The organism is Streptomyces brevispora (assembly GCF_007829885.1).
GTDB lineage: Bacteria > Actinomycetota > Actinomycetes > Streptomycetales > Streptomycetaceae > Streptomyces > Streptomyces brevispora.
Genome location: NZ_VIWW01000001.1, coordinates 5,359,881 through 5,376,266 on the forward strand (window position 1 = coordinate 5,359,881; position 16,386 = coordinate 5,376,266).

The window sequence follows — 16,386 nt, forward strand, 5'->3', positions numbered from 1 at the left end:
GGTCGTCGTGCGAGGGTCCGGTGCTCATCCGAGGCTTCGACTGCTCAAGGTCTTGACGGGGAGTACCCCAAAACGCTCAGCTTAGAGTTCACATGTTGGAGAATATGGCAGGAGTGAGAGAGTCGATGGAGACTCCGGGGTCGCAGACATCTCTGCATCGCGCCAACCTTGAGCGGGTAGTGCGCGCCGTACGTATGGCGGGTTCGCTCACCCAGGCGGAGATCGCCAGGAGCACGGGCCTGTCCGCGGCGACCGTCTCCAATATCGTTCGTGAACTGAAAGAGGGCGGCACGGTCGAGGTGACCCCCACCTCGGCGGGCGGCCGCCGGGCCCGCAGTGTCTCGCTCAGTGGTGACGCCGGCATCGTCATCGGCGTCGATTTCGGGCATACGCACCTGCGCGTGGCGGTCGGCAACCTGGCCCACCAGGTGCTCGCCGAGGAGTCCGAGCCGCTGGACGTGGACGCCTCGTCGGCCGAGGGCTTCGGACGGGCGGAACAGCTGGTCAACCGGCTGATCGAGACGACCGGGATCAGTCCCGGCAAGGTGATCGGGGTGGGCCTCGGCGTTCCCGGTCCGATCGACGTCGAGTCCGGCACACTGGGTTCCACGTCGATCCTTCCGGGCTGGACGGGCATCAACCCCCGGGAGGAGCTGGCCGGACGCCTCGGGGTGCCGGTCTACGTCGACAACGACGCCAACCTCGGGGCGCTGGGCGAGCTGGTCTGGGGGAGCGGCCGCGGAGTCAGGGACCTCGCCTACATCAAGGTCGCGAGCGGTGTCGGCGCCGGTCTGGTGATCGACGGGCACATCTACCGGGGCCCCGGCGGCACGGCCGGCGAGATCGGCCACATCACCCTCGACGAATCGGGCCCGGTCTGCCGTTGTGGCAACCGGGGTTGCATGGAGACGTTCACCGCCGCGCGGTACGTGCTGCCCCTGCTCCAGCCCAGCCACGGGCCCGATCTGACCATGGAGCGGGTGGTCCAACTGGCCCGTGAGGGCGATCCGGGGTGCCGTCGGGTGATCGGCGACGTCGGGCGGCACATCGGCAGCGGAGTGGCCAACCTCTGCAATCTGCTCAACCCCAGCCGGGTGGTCCTCGGCGGTTCGCTCGCGGAGGCGGGCGAACTGGTCCTCGGGCCGATCCGCGACTCGGTCTCGCGCTACTCCATCCCCAGCGCCGCAAGGCAGTTGTCGGTGCTCCCCGGGGCTCTCGGCGGCCGGGCGGAGGTGCTGGGCGCGCTCGCCCTCGTCCTGAGTGAGATGGGGGATTCAACCCTTTTGGAGAGCACGCTCCCCGCAGCCACTCATGCCTTCACTTAGATAACGGATGGCACCGTTGTCATCTCGTTAAGGATTTACTCCTTGACGTCGGCCTCGCAGCCGAGTTGACTTCCAGCCACCTCGGCCGCAACGCTGCGGCCTCGTCAGGGAGGTTCGAAATGAACACGCGTATGCGTCGTGCCGCCGTTGCCGTCGTCGCCACCACGATGGCCGTCTCGCTCGCGGCTTGCGGCAGTGCCAAGGAGTCGGGCGACAAGGCCAAGGACTCGGGCAAGAAGGGCGACGCACTCAAGATCGGTCTGCTCCTTCCCGAGAACCAGACGGCCCGCTACGAGAAGTTCGACAAGCCGATCATCGACAAGAGGGTCAGCGACCTCACCGGCGGCAAGGGCAAGGTGGTCTACGCCAATGCCAAGCAGGACGCCACGCTCCAGTCGCAGCAGATCGACACGATGATCACGAACAAGGTCGACGCGCTGATCATCGACGCCGTCGACGCCAAGGCCATCGAGAACGGTGTCAAGAAGGCAAAGGAAGCGGGCATACCCGTCGTCGCCTTCGACCGCCTCGCCGAGGGCCCGATCGACGCCTACACCTCCTTCGACAACGAAGAGGTCGGCCGCGTGCAGGGCAAGGCCCTGCTGGAGGCCCTGGGCAGTGCGTCCAAGCCCACCATCGTGATGATGAACGGCTCCATCACCGACCCGAACGCCGCGCTCTTCAAGAAGGGCGCCAAGTCGGTGCTCGACGGCAAGGTGACGTACGGCAAGAGCTACGACACCAAGGAGTGGAAGGCCGAGAACGCCAACTCCAACATGGAAGCGGCGATCACGGCTCTCGGCAAGGACAAGATCGCCGGCGTCTACTCGGCCAACGACGGCATGGCGGGCGGCATCATCCAGGCCCTCAAGTCCGCCGGTCTCTCCAAGCTCCCGCCGGTCACCGGTCAGGACGCCGAACTGGCCGGTGTGCAGCGCATCGTCACCGGTGAGCAGTTCATGAGCGTCTACAAGAGCTACCCGCAGGAGGGCCGGATCGCCGCGGAGATGGCGGTGGCCCTGGCCAAGGGGGACAAGCTCGACTCGATCGCCACGTCGAAGATCGACAACGCGAGCGCGAAGGGCGTTCCCACCGTGCTGGTCCCGGTCGTCTCGCTGACGAAGGACAACATCAAGGACACCATCCTCAAGGACGGTATCTGGAAGCTCGAAGAGATCTGCACGGCCAAGTACAAGACTGCCTGCGACGCGGCCGGTCTGAAGTAGTCCCGGCGCGCCGCTCACCGGCGGCCCCGCGGTTCTGCCTCCAGAAGCCTGTCCGGCGCCTCGCCCACCAACTGTCCCGCTACCGGGCGGGGCGCCGGACGGAACACTTCTTCCCAACTCTTCTGCTCGACCACCGCGCCTTCCCCCAGGCGCGGCATCCCCGCCGGTCAGGCGGCGAAGGAGATGGTTCACGTGTCCGCTACGCCCGTGTTGGCGTTGCGAGGGGTCTCCAAGCGGTTCGGTGCCGTCCAGGCGCTCACCGACGTAGAGCTTGAGGTCCACTCCGGCGAGGTGGTCGCCCTGGTGGGTGACAACGGCGCCGGTAAATCAACGCTGGTCAAGACGATCGCCGGAGTGCACCCCATCGATGACGGAGTCATCGAGTGGGAAGGCCGGCCGGTCGCGATCAACAAGCCGAACGACGCCCAGAGTCTGGGCATCGCAACCGTTTACCAGGACCTCGCGCTCTGCGACAACATCGATGTCGTCGGCAACCTCTACCTCGGCCGGGAGATCCGCAAGTTCGGCATCCTCGACGAGGTCGAGATGGAGCGCCGCTCCCTCGAACTGCTCAGCACGCTGTCGATCCGCATACCCAGCGTGCGCATCCCGATCGCCTCGCTCTCCGGCGGGCAGCGCCAGACCGTGGCCATCGCCCGTTCCATGCTGGGCGAGCCCAAGCTCGTCATCCTCGACGAGCCCACCGCCGCACTTGGCGTCGAGCAGACCGCACAGGTCCTCGACCTCGTCGAGCGGCTGCGCGAGCGGGGTCACGCGGTCGTCCTCATCAGCCACAACATGGCCGATGTGAAGGCCGTCGCCGACAAGGTCGCCGTGCTCCGGCTGGGCCGGAACAACGGGGTCTTCGATGTGAAGACCACCTCGCAGGAAGAGATCATCTCCGCCATCACCGGCGCCACGGAAAACGCCGTGACCCGTCGTGCGGCGCGCAACGCGGAGGTCCAGAAGTGAAGACCGACAAGACGCCCGTCGCGGACGGCGCCCCGGTGGTCAACCCCGAGGCGGCCAAGGGCGCGGAGACCGCGATCGACCCCAGGCTCCTCGTGCGCGAGCAGGGTTTCGGCGGCTACCTCACCGAGTTCAAGCGGAAGATGCGCGGGGGTGACCTCGGCTCGATCCCCGTGATCATCGGCCTGATCGTCATCTGTGTGGTCTTCCAGAGCCTGAACTCCGAATTCCTCTCGGCGAAGAACATCAGCGACATCGCCGTCGCGATGGTGGCCACCGGCATGATGGCCATCGGCATCATCTTCGTGCTGCTGCTGGGCGAGATCGATCTCTCGGTCGGCTCGGTCAGCGGTGTCTCGGGCGCCGTCGTCGCGGTGCTCAGCGTCACCCACGGCATGAACGAGTGGCTGGCCGTCCTCATCGCGATCGCCAGCGGCGCGGCCATGGGCACCCTGCACGGCTTCTTCTTCGCGAGGATCGGCGCACCCGCGTTCGCCGTCACCCTGGCGGGCCTGCTGTTCTGGCTCGGCCTCATGCTCCAGCTGCTCGGCGACACGGGCACGATCAACCTGGACAGCGACGGCGTGGTCGGCAAGCTGACCACGTACTACTTCACCGACGTCATCGCGGCCTACGGCCTCGCCGTCGTCGCGGTGGTCGGATTCTTCCTCTCCGCGTTCCTGGACGCCCGCCGCCGGGAGGCCGCGGGCATACCGGCGCGGCCGCTGGTCGACATCGTGGTGCGCACCGTCGTGCTCGCGGTGTTCGCCTTCGCCGCCGCGTTCATGTTCAACCAGTACCGCGGCCTGCCGCTCGCACTGGTGCTCTTCCTCGTCGTCCTGGTGGCCACGGACTTCATCCTGCGCCGCACCTCCTACGGCCGGAAGATCTTCGCGCTCGGCGGCAGCGTCGAGGCGTCACGCCGGGCCGGCATCAACGTCACCGCGATCCGGGTCTCGGTCTTCGCGATCGCCGGTACGTTCGCGGCGGTCGGCGGCCTGTTCTGGGCCTCCAAGATCGCTGCCGCCAACCAGGGCTCCGGCACCGGAGACCTGCTGATGAACGTCATCGCCGCGGCCGTCATCGGCGGCACCAGCCTCTTCGGCGGCCGGGGTCGCACGTGGAACGCGCTGCTCGGCGTCATGGTGATCGTGTCGATCCAGTACGGCCTGTCGCTGGAGGGCATCGCCACGCCGGTCCAGTACATGATCACCGGCAGTGTGCTCCTCGCCACGGTGGTCATCGACTCCGTCACCCGCAAGACCCAGAAGACCGCCGGTCGCGCCTGACCGCACGGGACCGCACTGCGCCCGGCATCCGTCACGGATGCCGGGCGCAGCCATGCTCGACGTCGTGTCTTGTTCGAATCCTTCGGTTGTCGAGTCGGACACTTCCGCTCCGCCCGGGACGGCCTCGGGTGCCCGGTCGGCAGCGGTGACGCGGCTTCCTGGCGGCAGATGTACGACGGCGCGCAGGAAAAGCAAGGGGCGGCCGGTGTTTTCCGTCGAAGGTGTGACACATGAACGCGCCCCCTGGCGGACGTCGTCCCGTGCGGAACATTTAGACTCTGCGGATCGGCAAGAAGTTCGACCGGCTCATACGCAAGGAGGCACGGGTGCCGTTGCTGACCCACATCAGGGGACCGCGCGACCTGGACCGGCTCGGCCCGGAGCAACTTGACCAGCTGGCGGACGAGATCCGGACCTTCCTCGTCGACGCCGTCTCCAAGACCGGCGGACACCTCGGACCCAACCTGGGCGTGGTCGAGCTGACCATCGCCCTGCACCGGGTCTTCGACTCACCGAAGGACAAGGTCCTCTTCGACACCGGCCATCAGAGCTATGTGCACAAGCTCCTCACCGGCCGCCAGGACTTCTCGAAGCTCAAGAGCAAGGGCGGCCTCTCCGGCTACCCCTCACGTGCCGAGTCCGAGCACGACATCATCGAGAACTCGCACGCCTCCACGGTGCTCGGCTGGGCCGACGGCCTCGCCAAGGCCAACGAGGTGCTGGGACGACCCGACCACGTCGTCGCGGTCATCGGTGACGGGGCGCTCACCGGCGGCATGGCCTGGGAGGCGCTGAACAACATCGCCGCCGCCAAGGACCGCCCCCTCGTCATCGTCGTCAACGACAACGAGCGCTCCTACGCGCCGACGATCGGCGGTCTCGCCAACCACCTCGCCACGCTGCGCACCACCGACGGCTACGAACGCTTCCTGGCCCGCGGCAAGGACCTCCTGGAGCGCACCCCCGTCGTCGGGAGGCCGCTGTACGAGACGCTGCACGGCGCCAAGAAGGGCCTGAAGGACTTCATCGCCCCGCAGGGCATGTTCGAGGACCTCGGCCTGAAGTACGTCGGACCGATCGACGGACACGACCTGGAGGCACTGGAGTCCGCACTCCAGCGCGCCAAGCGCTTCGGCGGTCCGGTCATCGTCCACTGCCTCACGGAGAAGGGCCGCGGCTACACCCCGGCGCTGCTCGACGAGGCCGACCGCTTCCACGCCGTCGGCAAGATCCACCCCGACACCGGCCTGCCCGTCGCCACCGCCGGCCTCGACTGGACCTCCGTCTTCGGCGAGGAGATGGTCAAGCTCGGCAAGGAGCGCGAGGACATCGTCGCGATCACCGCGGCCATGCTCCAGCCGGTCGGCCTGACCAAGTTCGAGAAGGCCTTCCCGGACCGGATCTACGACGTCGGCATCGCCGAGCAGCACGGCGCGGTCTCCGCGGCGGGCCTCGCCACCGGCGGGCTGCACCCCGTCTTCGCGGTGTACGCCACCTTCCTCAACCGCGCCTTCGACCAGGTCCTGATGGACGTCGCCCTGCACAAGTGCGGCGTGACCTTCGTACTGGACCGGGCCGGGGTCACCGGTACGGACGGCGCCTCGCACAACGGCATGTGGGACATGTCGATCCTGCAGTGCGTGCCGGGGCTCCGGATCGCCGCCCCGCGCGACGCCGACCAGGTCCGCGCCCAGCTGCGCGAGGCCGTCACGGTCGACGACGCCCCGACGGTCGTCCGCTTCTCCAAGGGCGCGGTCGGCCCGTCGGTCAAGGCCGTCGGCACGGTCGGCGGCATGGACGTGCTGCGCGAGCCCGGCACCTCCCGGCCCGACGTGCTGCTCGTCTCCATCGGCGCGCTCGCCCCGATGTGCCTGGAGATCGCGGATCTGCTCAACGCCCAGGGCATCTCGACCACGGTCGTCGACCCGCGCTGGGTCAAGCCCGTCGACGAGGCCATGGCCCCGCTCGCCGCGCAGCACCGCGTCGTCGTCACCGTCGAGGACAACAGCCGGGCCGGCGGCGTCGGCTCCGCCGTCGCCCAGGCACTGCGCGACGCCGACGTCGACGTACCGCTGCGCGACTTCGGCATCCCGCCGGTCTTCCTCGACCACGCCTCCCGCAAGGAGGTCATGGCCGAGATCGGGCTGACCGCACCGGACATCGCCCGGCAGGTCACCGGCTTGGTCGCCAAGCTCGACGGCCGCTACGGGACGGACGCGGAGAGCCCCTCCGTGGTGGCACCCGTCCGGGACTGATTCGTCGCACCACGCCACGAATGGGCCGGTCGCCCACCCTGTACGGGTGGTCCGACCGGCCCATTCGCGTGAAACCCGCCCTGCGGGGCGTGCCGGGGGCGAACCGGTCCGAATCATGGCGTGCACGACGAGTGCGTGGAGGTACGCCGGTGAGCACGCAGCAGGACCCGCCCCCCAGCCGGGACGGGCTGTTCCGGACCAAGACGGTCGAACAGTCCATCCGGGACACGGAGGAGCCGGAGCACGCCCTCAAGAAGTCCCTCTCCGCCCTGGACCTCACGGTCTTCGGGGTGGGCGTCATCATCGGGACCGGGATCTTCGTACTCACCGGCAAGGTGGCCAAGGAGACCGCGGGACCCGCCACCGCCATCGCCTTCGTGGTCGCGGGCGTCGTCTGCGCCCTGGCCGCGCTCTGCTACGCGGAGTTCGCCTCCACCGTCCCGGTGGCCGGCTCCGCGTACACCTTCTCGTACGCCTCGCTCGGTGAACTCGTCGCCTGGATCATCGGCTGGGACCTGGTGCTGGAGTTCGCGCTGGGCACGGCGGTGGTGGCGGTCGGCTGGTCCGGCTACGTCCGCTCACTGCTGGACAACATCGGCTGGTCCCTGCCGGACGGGCTCTCCGGCACCGACGCGACCGCCGGATTCGGCTTCGACGTCCTCGCCTTCGCCCTGGTCCTGGTGCTGACCGTCATCCTGGTGCTCGGCATGAAGCTCTCCGCCCGGGTCACGACGGTGGTGGTGGCCATCAAGGTGGCCGTGGTGCTGGTCGTGATCATCGCCGGCCTCTTCTTCATCGACACCGCGAACTACTCGCCCTTCATCCCCGAGGCCCAGCCGCAGTCCTCCGGAGCGGGCCTGCAGGCCCCGCTCGTCCAGCTGATCTTCGGGTACGCCCCCACCAACTTCGGCGTGATGGGCATCTTCACCGCCGCCTCCATCGTCTTCTTCGCCTTCATCGGCTTCGACGTGGTGGCCACGGCGGCCGAGGAGACCAAGCTCCCGCAGCGCGACATGCCGCGCGGCATCATGGCCTCGCTCCTCATCTGCACGACCCTCTACGTCGCCGTATCGATCGTGGTCACCGGAATGGAGCACTACAGCGATCTCTCGGTGGACGCCCCGCTCGCCGACGCCTTCAAGGCCGTCGGGCACCCCGTGTACGCCGGGATCATCAGCTTCGGCGCCGCCATCGGCCTCACCGTGGTCTGCATGATCCTGCTCCTCGGCCAGACCCGGGTGTTCTTCGCGATGAGCCGTGACGGCCTGCTCCCACGGTTCTTCTCGAAGACGCACCCGCGGTTCCACACCCCGTACCGCCCGACCATCCTGCTCGGCGTGATCATCGCGATCGTCGCCGGATTCACCAGCATCGACGAGCTCGCGACGCTGGTGAACATCGGCACGCTCTTCGCCTTCGTGGTCGTCGCGCTGGGCGTCATCGTCCTGCGCCGCACCCGCCCCGAGCTGCACCGCGCCTTCCGCACCCCGTGGGTCCCGCTGCTCCCGATCGCCTCGGTGGCCGCGTCGGCCTGGCTGATGCTCAACCTGCCGGCGGAGACATGGCTGCGGTTCGGCATCTGGATGGTCATCGGAGTGGTCATCTACTTCACCTACGGCCGCAAGCACAGCAGGGTGAGCCAGACCATCGGGTGAGACCGGCCGCACGGTCCGGGGATCCGGGCACCGGGTCGATGTCCCGGGCCCGGCCCTTGCGAAACCGACCTCCGTGATGACCCGTCAGCCGCCGGTGGCAGGAGACTTCTTGGCGGTCTCGGGGATGGTGGCGTCCTCACGGAGCGCCTTCCAGAGCGTCCTGGCCTGCGGCTGGGCCGCCACCACGCGGTTGGGGTCGATCTTGTCGTACGCCACCGGAAGCATGATGGTCTCCATCGAGCCCGGGTCCACGCCGTTCATCGAACGGGCGAATTCGGTCAGCGACCTGAGAGAGGCGAGACCCTCGTCGGTGGTGAGGGACTTGGTGGCGGAGTCGGCGAACCGGTAGGCGTTGGTCGGACTGCCCAGCAGGTTCTGCGACTTGACCTCACTGAGCAGGGCGAGCAGGAACTGCTGCTGGAGTCCGATGCGTCCGAGGTCGCTGCCGTCGCCGATGCCATGGCGGGTGCGGACGTAGGAGAGCGACTCGGTGCCGTCGAGCTTGTGGGGCCCGGCGGTGAGGTCGAGCCCGGAGGCCTTGTCGTGGATATCCTGGGGGACATCGACGGTGACGCCGCCGATGGCGTCGACGAGGTCCTTGAACCCGGCGAAGTTGATCTCCAGGTAGTGGTCGATGCGGACCCCGGACATCTTCTCCACGGTCTTGACCACGCAGGCCGGACCGACCTGGGAGTAAACGGAGTTGAACATCACGCGGTTCGCGGAGTCCATGGTGGAGCCGTCGGCCTTGGTGCACTCGGGCCGGGTCACCAGGGTGTCGCGGGGTATGGACACGGCGACGGCCCGGCTGCGGCCCTCGGGGATGTGCACCACCATCGCGGTGTCGGAGCGAGCCCCGCTGACACTGCCCCCGCCACCCAGTGCCTTGTTCTCCGCCCCGGCGCGCGAGTCGGAGCCGAGGACCAGCAGATTCTGTCCGCTGGTGGGCAGTTTCTCGGGGCGGTCGTCGCCGAGCGCCTTGTTGATGTCGACGCCCGTGATGTTCCCGTCGATCCGGCTGTAGAGCCAGTAGGCTGTTCCGCCCGCGGCGATGACGAGCACCAGGACCGACAGCAGGACGGCCCACAGTATTCGCCGGCCACGCGTCCGCACGCGCTTGCGCCCGCGGCGGGGTGTCTCGTCGGAGCTCGGGTGGCCGGTGGGTATGGCGTCTTGGCTCATCCTGAGTGCGTCCTCACAACTTAGGGCCTGGTCAAGGCGCAGATGATGGGATGGGACTCGGGTGGGGGGTGGAACCGGTCCACGTTTTCCTGATGACTGAGCACTATAGGCAGTGGAGCGGGTGTACGTCCGGAGGCTGTGGCGAGACTCTGACGGGGCATCCGCGTCCCGGCGCGACGGAGGCCGCGAATCGTGCTCCGGAGCGTCCGGGAATCCGCTCGGTACCGAGGCTTACGATGTAACAGGTTCGAATTACTGCGCGACTTGTCGGATGTCAGTTCTTGGAAGGTAATCGCAGACTCATGCTCGGACAGGGTGCCCGCGCGACCTCAGATGCCGTCCACGAGGCCCGGAGGCCTTGGGGGATCTGGCTCACCCGCGGCAAGGACGGCAGGCTCACGGCATATGTCCCCGACGGGGGTGGTCTGCGCCGCTGGACGGAGACGCGTCCCGGCGGGCCCGCATGGGGCGAGTCGGATGTCGTCCCGGCGCCCGAACTGACGCATCTGTCCGTCGCGCAGAACGCCGACGCCTATGTGCACTTCGCCGGCCGCCGCGAGCGGCCCGCGGCCGAGGGCGGCGTCACCGTCGACATCGTGCATGCGATCCAGTACCAGACCGGGCGCCCGCTCTCGGCCTGGCAGTCGGTGGGCAACCCGCACAAGGAAGCCGATGTCGGGGCCAGGTTCGGGGCGCCCACGGTGGTGGTGAGTCCGTCGGGCGAGGTCACCATCGCCGTCCGCAACGGCCGCGGCGGCATGATGGTCCGCCGTGAGCGGGCCGACGGCCGGTGGCGCCGCTGGGAGGACCTGCGTTGCAGGCGGATCGAGCAGGTTCCCGCAGTGGTCGCGCTCAGCACCGGATACGTCGAGATCCTCGCGGCGACGGACAAGGAGACCCTGCACTGGGCGCAGGACAAGCCCGGTGGCGGCTGGGGTGACGTCCAGCGCTCGAAGCGTGTGGTCGCTCCCGGATCACTGGCCGTGCTGGAGACGTCCCCCGGGCGCGCCACGTACTACTGGACCGACCCCGCCGCCGGCGTCGTCGCCTACCGCACCGACGGCGAACCCATCGACCTCGGCGGTGCCCCGAGCGACGACACGCATGCCGCGGTCCGCGCGGAACTCGACGGCCTCGACTGCACGGTGCTGGCCCATCGCGGATCCAGCGGTACGGCGTTCGTCGGCGTCGCCGTGACCGAGGACGAGGCCAACGGCGTGTGGTGGTCGGACACCGGAGCGCCCTGCCTGACCGCACCGGCCCTGATCCATGACGCTCACGACCGGGTGGTGATGGCGGTCGTCGGGCAGGACGGTGCACCGAGGGTGGCGCGTCAGACCGACGGCCCGGGGCTGAGCTTCGACGAGTGGCGCGCGCTCTGACCTGACCCGCACGGGCCGGGCACTCGCGCGAACGCCGACGACGGGGCGTGCCGCGACAGTGCCGTGCGACGACGGCGTGTGCCGCGGCAGAGCCGCGCGACGACGGGGCGTGCCGCGACAGAGCCGCTGAACGACCCATGACAGACCGACAGACCGACAGACCGACAGACCGACAGACCGACGGGCCGTACCGGATCACCCGGTACGGCCCGTCGGCCGGTGAGCGACGAAGTGCTATGCCGGAACGCTCGCCACGCCCCGCGCCAGGAACTTCTTCCCGTTGACCCGCTCGGAGACGCCCTCGCGGTCCAGGTACGGCGTGATGCCGCCCAGGTGGAAGGGCCAGCCCGCGCCGGTGATCAGGCAGAGGTCGATGTCCTGGGCCTCGGCGACGACGCCCTCGTCCAGCATCAGGCCGATCTCCTGGGCCACCGCGTCCAGGACGCGGTCGCGGACCTGCTCCTCGGACAGGACCGAGTCACCCTGCTGCAGGAGGGCGGCGACCTCCGGGTCCAGCTCCGGCTTGCCGGAGTCGTAGACGTAGAAGCCGCGCTTGCCTGCCTTGACCACGGCCGCCAGGTTCGCGGACACCGTGAAGCGGTCCGGGAAGGCGCGGTTCAGGGTCTCGGAGACGTGCAGGCCGATCGCCGGGCCGACCAGTTCCAGGAGCACCAGCGGGGACATCGGCAGGCCGAACGGCTCGATGGCCTTCTCCGCGACCTCGACCGGGGTGCCCTCGTCGATGACGTTCTGGATCTCGCCCATGAAGCGGGTGAGGATCCGGTTGACGACGAACGCCGGGGCGTCCTTCACCAGGACCGCGGTCTTCTTCAGCTTGCGGGCGACACCGAACGCCGTGGCCAGCGAGGCGTCGTCGGTCTGCTCGCCGCGGACGATCTCCAGGAGCGGGAGGATCGCGACCGGGTTGAAGAAGTGGAAGCCGACGACCCGCTCGGGGTTCTTCAGCTTCGACGCCATCTCGGTGACCGAGAGGGACGAGGTGTTGGTGGCGAGGATCGCGTGCGCCGGGGCGACCGCCTCGACCTCCGCGAACACCTGCTGCTTGACGCCGATCTCCTCGAAGACGGCCTCGATGATGAAGTCGGCGTCGGAGAAGCCCTCCGCCTTGTCCAGCACACCGGAGACCAGGGCCGTCAGACGGTTGGCCTTGTCCTGGTTGATGCGGCCCTTGCCGAGCAGCTTCTCGATCTCGGCGTGGACGTAGCCCACACCCTTGTCGACGCGTGCCTGGTCGATGTCGGTCAGGACGACCGGTACCTCGAGACGGCGCAGGAAGAGCAGGGCGAGCTGCGAGGCCATCAGGCCCGCGCCCACCACGCCGACCTTGGTGACCGGACGGGCCAGGGCCTTGTCCGGGGCACCGGCCGGGCGCTTGGCGCGCTTTTGGACCAGGTTGAACGAGTAGATGCCCGAGCGCAGTTCGCCGCCCATGATCAGGTCCGCGAGCGCCCGGTCCTCGGCGTCGAAACCGGCGCCCAGGTCGCCGTCCTTGGCCGCGGCGATGATCTCCAGCGCGCGGTACGCGGCCGGGGCGGCGCCGTGCACCTTGGAGTCGGCGATGGCCCGGCCACGCGCGACGGCCCGGTCCCAGGCGTCACCGCGGTCGATCTCGGGGCGCTCCACGGTGACCGTGCCGTTCAGCACGTTCGCGGTCCAGATCAGCGACTGCTCCAGGAAGTCGGCGCCCTCGAACAGCGCGTCGGCGATCCCGAGCTCGAAGACCTGCTTGCCCTTGAGCTGACGGTTCTGGTTGAGCGAGTTCTCGATGATCACCGTGACCGCGCGGTCGGCGCCGATCAGGTTGGGGAGCAGCGCGCAGCCGCCCCAGCCGGGGACCAGGCCGAGGAAGACCTCGGGCAGCGAGAACGCGGGCAGCGCCTTGGAAACGGTGCGGTACGAGCAGTGCAGACCGACCTCGACACCGCCGCCCATGGCCGCGCCGTTGTAGTACGCGAACGTGGGGACCGCGAGAGCGGAGAGCCGGCGGAAGACGTCGTGGCCGCCCTTGCCGATGGCCAGCGCGTCCTTGTGCTCCTTGAGCAGCTCGACGCCCTTGAGGTCGGCGCCGACCGCGAAGATGAACGGCTTGCCGGTGATGCCGATGCCGGTGATCGTGCCCTCGGCCGCCTCCTTCTCGACCTGGTCGACGGCGGCGTTCAGGTTCGCCAGCGACTGGGGGCCGAAGGTGGTCGGCTTGGTGTGGTCCAGGCCGTTGTCCAGGGTGATGAGGGCGAAGTTGCCCGCTCCGCCCGGAAGGTCGAGGTGGCGTACGTGCGCCTGGGTGACGACCTCGCCGGGGAACAGCTCGGCCGCACCCTTCAGAAGCTCGGTGGTGGAGTTCACTTGCTGCCTCCGGCTGCGTCGAAGTGCGGGTTCTCCCAGACGACCGTGGCGCCCATGCCGAAGCCGACGCACATGGTCGTCAGGCCGTAGCGGACCTCCGGCCGCTCCTCGAACTGGCGGGCCAGCTGAGTCATCAGCCGGACGCCGGAGGAGGCCAGCGGGTGGCCGTACGCGATCGCGCCGCCGTACTGGTTGACGCGCGCGTCGTCGTCGGCGATGCCGTAGTGCTCCAGGAAGGCGAGCACCTGCACGGCGAACGCCTCGTTGATCTCGAAGAGACCGATGTCCGAGATGGACAGGCCCGCCTTGGCGAGGGCCTTCTCCGTCGCCGGGATCGGGCCGTAGCCCATGACCTCGGGCTCGACGCCCGTGAAGGCGTACGACACCAGGCGCATCCTGACCGGGAGGCCCAGCTCGCGGGCGACGTCCTCGGCGGCGAGCAGCGAGGCGGTGGCGCCGTCGTTGAGCCCCGCGGCGTTACCGGCCGTCACGCGGCCGTGGGCGCGGAACGGGGTCTTCAGACCGGCCAGGGACTCCATCGTGGTGCCCGGACGCATCGGCTCGTCGGCGGTGACCAGGCCCCAGCCCGTCTCACCGGCCTCCGGGTTGGTGCGGCGCACCGAGACCGGCACCAGGTCCTGCTGGATCTTGCCGTTGGCGTACGCCTTGGCGGCCTTCTCCTGCGAACGCACCGCGTACGCGTCGGCGCGCTGCTTGGTGATCGTGGGGTACCGGTCGTGCAGGTTCTCGGCGGTCATGCCCATGAACAGGGCGGACTCGTCGACCAGCTTCTCCGACACGAAGCGCGGGTTCGGGTCCACACCCTCGCCCATCGGGTGCCGGCCCATGTGCTCGACACCACCGGCGACGACGACGTCGTACGCGCCGAAGGCGATGGAGCCGGCCGTCGAGGTGACGGCGGTCAGGGCGCCCGCGCACATGCGGTCGATGGAGTAACCGGGGACGGACTGCGGCAGACCGGCCAGGATCCCGGCGGTGCGGCCGAGCGTGAGGCCCTGGTCGCCGATCTGGGTGGTCGCGGCGATGGCGACCTCGTCGATCAACGCGGGGTCCAGGTCCGGGTTGCGGCGCAGCAGCTCCCGGATGGCCTTCACGACGAGATCGTCGGCGCGGGTCTCGTGGTAGATGCCCTTCGGGCCCGCTTTGCCGAACGGGGTGCGGACGCCGTCGACGAAGACGACGTCCCGGATGGTACGAGGCACGGTGGCTCTCCTCCAGGGTGCGGGATGGCACTGCTGCGGGGCACGCCCGGGAGCGCGCCGCCACCCCTCATGCTACTTGCGGGTAACCAGACTGCCCAGCCCTTGTGGCGGGAGCGGCGAAGGTCACATACGCGAAATGGCCCGGACGGCCTTGAAATCGGCCCGTCCGAGCCATGGAACACAGGGTGAGCGGCCGCAGCCGCGCAACCTGGCGTGAATACGCCCCTGTCCGACGCCCTCTCAGGCCTCCGAAGCCAGCGCGTGGACCAGGAGCGGGGCCACCTGCTCGATCTGCCAGTGCCGTGCGCCGTATCCGGCGAGCGCGTGTCCGACCGCGTCCGGCGTCGGATCCTTCGGCGGTTCCCAGCACACCCGGCGCACCGTGTCCGGCGTGATCAGGTTCTCCTGGGGCATGTGCAGCCGCTCCGCGAGCTCGGACACCGCGGCGCGCGCGGCCGACAGGCGTGCCGCCGCGACCGGGTCCTTGTCCGCCCAGGCGCGCGGCGGCGGCGGGCCCGTCAGCGGCTGGCCGGGCTGCGGGAGCTCCATGTCGGGCAGTTCCTTCGCCCGGTCGACGGCGGCCTGCCACTGCTCCAGCTGCCGCCGGCCCATGCGGTGGCCGAAGCCGGGCAGCGCGGTCAGCGCCTGGAGACTGGCCGGGAGCGCCAGGGCGGCCTCGATGATCGCTGCGTCGCCGAGCACCTTGCCGGGCGAGATGTCGCGGCGCCGGGCGACCTCGTCGCGGGTGTTCCACAGTTCCCGTACCACCGCCATCTGGCGGCGGCGGCGGACCTTGTGCATCCCGGAGGTGCGGCGCCACGGGTCCTGGCGCGGGGGAGCGGGCGGCGCCGCGGCGATGGCGGCGAACTCCTCCTGGGCCCACTCCAGCTTGCCCTGCTGGTCGAGCTCCTCCTCCAGGGCGTTGCGCAGGTCGATCAGCAGCTCGACGTCGAGCGCCGCGTAGCGCAGCCAGGGGTCGGGCAGCGGGCGGGTGGACCAGTCGACGGCGGAGTGGCCCTTCTCCAGCGAGTAGCCGAGCACGCTCTCGACCATCGCGCCGAGGCCGACCCGCGGGAAGCCTGCCAGCCGTCCGGCCAGCTCGGTGTCGAAGAGCCCGGTCGGCGTCATCCCTATTTCGCGCAGACAGGGCAGGTCCTGGGTCGCGGCGTGCAGGATCCACTCGGCTCCGCGCAGCGCCTCGCCCAGCCCGGACAGGTCGGGGCAGCCGACCGGGTCGATGAGTGCGCTGCCCGCGCCCTCCCGGCGCAGCTGCACGAGATAGGCGCGCTGCCCGTAGCGGTAGCCGGAGGCGCGCTCGGCATCGACGGCCACCGGGCCGGAGCCCGCGGCGAAGTCCGCGATCACCCGGGCGAGGGCGTCGTCGGAGGCCACCACCGGCGGAATGCCCTCGCGAGGTTCGAGCAAGGGGATCGGCGCCGGGGCGACGTCGTCCGGGGGGGCGCCCCCGGTGGTTCGCAGTGAAGTGTCTGCTGCGGTCTCTTGGGCGTCGGTCACG

The 16,386-nt window shown here is 69.4% G+C and carries 11 protein-coding genes; 7 read left to right on the forward strand and 4 right to left on the reverse strand.

Annotation, left to right across the window (positions count from 1 at the left end; translation table 11 throughout):
- Positions 1-125 precede the first annotated feature (125 nt).
- The 6 genes from FHX80_RS24865 to FHX80_RS24890 all read left to right on the forward strand — a co-directional run bounded on the left by FHX80_RS24865 (position 126) and on the right by FHX80_RS24890 (position 8,719).
- The gene (locus tag FHX80_RS24865) at positions 126-1,325 is read left to right on the forward strand and encodes an ROK family transcriptional regulator (RefSeq protein WP_145767481.1); all 1,200 of its coding nucleotides are present in this window, start codon (positions 126-128) and stop codon (positions 1,323-1,325) included.
- Positions 1,326-1,444: 119 nt separating this feature from the next.
- The gene (locus FHX80_RS24870; protein WP_145766225.1) at positions 1,445-2,551 is read left to right on the forward strand and encodes a sugar ABC transporter substrate-binding protein; all 1,107 of its coding nucleotides are present in this window, start codon (positions 1,445-1,447) and stop codon (positions 2,549-2,551) included.
- A gap of 183 nt (positions 2,552-2,734) precedes the next feature.
- Positions 2,735-3,523, forward strand: coding sequence for an ATP-binding cassette domain-containing protein (locus tag FHX80_RS24875; RefSeq protein WP_145766226.1), 789 nt, complete (start codon positions 2,735-2,737; stop codon positions 3,521-3,523).
- Positions 3,520-4,809, forward strand: a complete 1,290-nt coding sequence (locus FHX80_RS24880) for a sugar ABC transporter permease (protein ID WP_145766227.1) — start codon at positions 3,520-3,522, stop codon at positions 4,807-4,809. Before FHX80_RS24875 ends, FHX80_RS24880 begins: the two co-directional genes overlap by 4 nt.
- 326 nt (positions 4,810-5,135) lie before the next feature.
- Positions 5,136-7,064 (forward strand): 1-deoxy-D-xylulose-5-phosphate synthase, encoded by a 1,929-nt coding sequence (dxs, locus tag FHX80_RS24885; RefSeq protein WP_145766228.1) that lies wholly within the window; start codon positions 5,136-5,138, stop codon positions 7,062-7,064.
- Positions 7,065-7,213: 149 nt separating this feature from the next.
- The gene (locus FHX80_RS24890) at positions 7,214-8,719 is read left to right on the forward strand and encodes an amino acid permease (RefSeq protein ID WP_145766229.1); all 1,506 of its coding nucleotides are present in this window, start codon (positions 7,214-7,216) and stop codon (positions 8,717-8,719) included.
- 84 nt (positions 8,720-8,803) lie between these two features.
- On the opposite strand, the gene FHX80_RS24895 is transcribed toward FHX80_RS24890, so the two are convergent.
- Complete coding sequence (locus FHX80_RS24895; protein WP_145766230.1) at positions 8,804-9,901, reverse strand: LCP family protein; 1,098 nt, start codon at positions 9,899-9,901, stop codon at positions 8,804-8,806.
- Between the two features lie 302 nt (positions 9,902-10,203).
- On the opposite strand from FHX80_RS24895, the gene FHX80_RS24900 reads away from it, so the two are divergent.
- Entirely contained in the window at positions 10,204-11,283 is a 1,080-nt protein-coding gene (locus tag FHX80_RS24900; protein WP_244318426.1) for a PLL family lectin, read from the forward strand.
- Positions 11,284-11,517: 234 nt separating this feature from the next.
- Here FHX80_RS24900 and FHX80_RS24905 read toward each other — a convergent pair whose 3' ends face one another.
- From FHX80_RS24905 to FHX80_RS24915, 3 genes are all read right to left on the reverse strand, one after another.
- The gene (locus FHX80_RS24905; RefSeq protein WP_145766231.1) at positions 11,518-13,647 is read right to left on the reverse strand and encodes a 3-hydroxyacyl-CoA dehydrogenase NAD-binding domain-containing protein; all 2,130 of its coding nucleotides are present in this window, start codon (positions 13,645-13,647) and stop codon (positions 11,518-11,520) included.
- Positions 13,644-14,870, reverse strand: coding sequence for a thiolase family protein (locus FHX80_RS24910; protein WP_145766232.1), 1,227 nt, complete (start codon positions 14,868-14,870; stop codon positions 13,644-13,646). Before FHX80_RS24910 ends, FHX80_RS24905 begins: the two co-directional genes overlap by 4 nt.
- A gap of 240 nt (positions 14,871-15,110) precedes the next feature.
- Positions 15,111-16,385, reverse strand: a complete 1,275-nt coding sequence (locus FHX80_RS24915; protein WP_208764721.1) for an HRDC domain-containing protein — start codon at positions 16,383-16,385, stop codon at positions 15,111-15,113.
- Position 16,386: the final 1 nt, after the last annotated feature.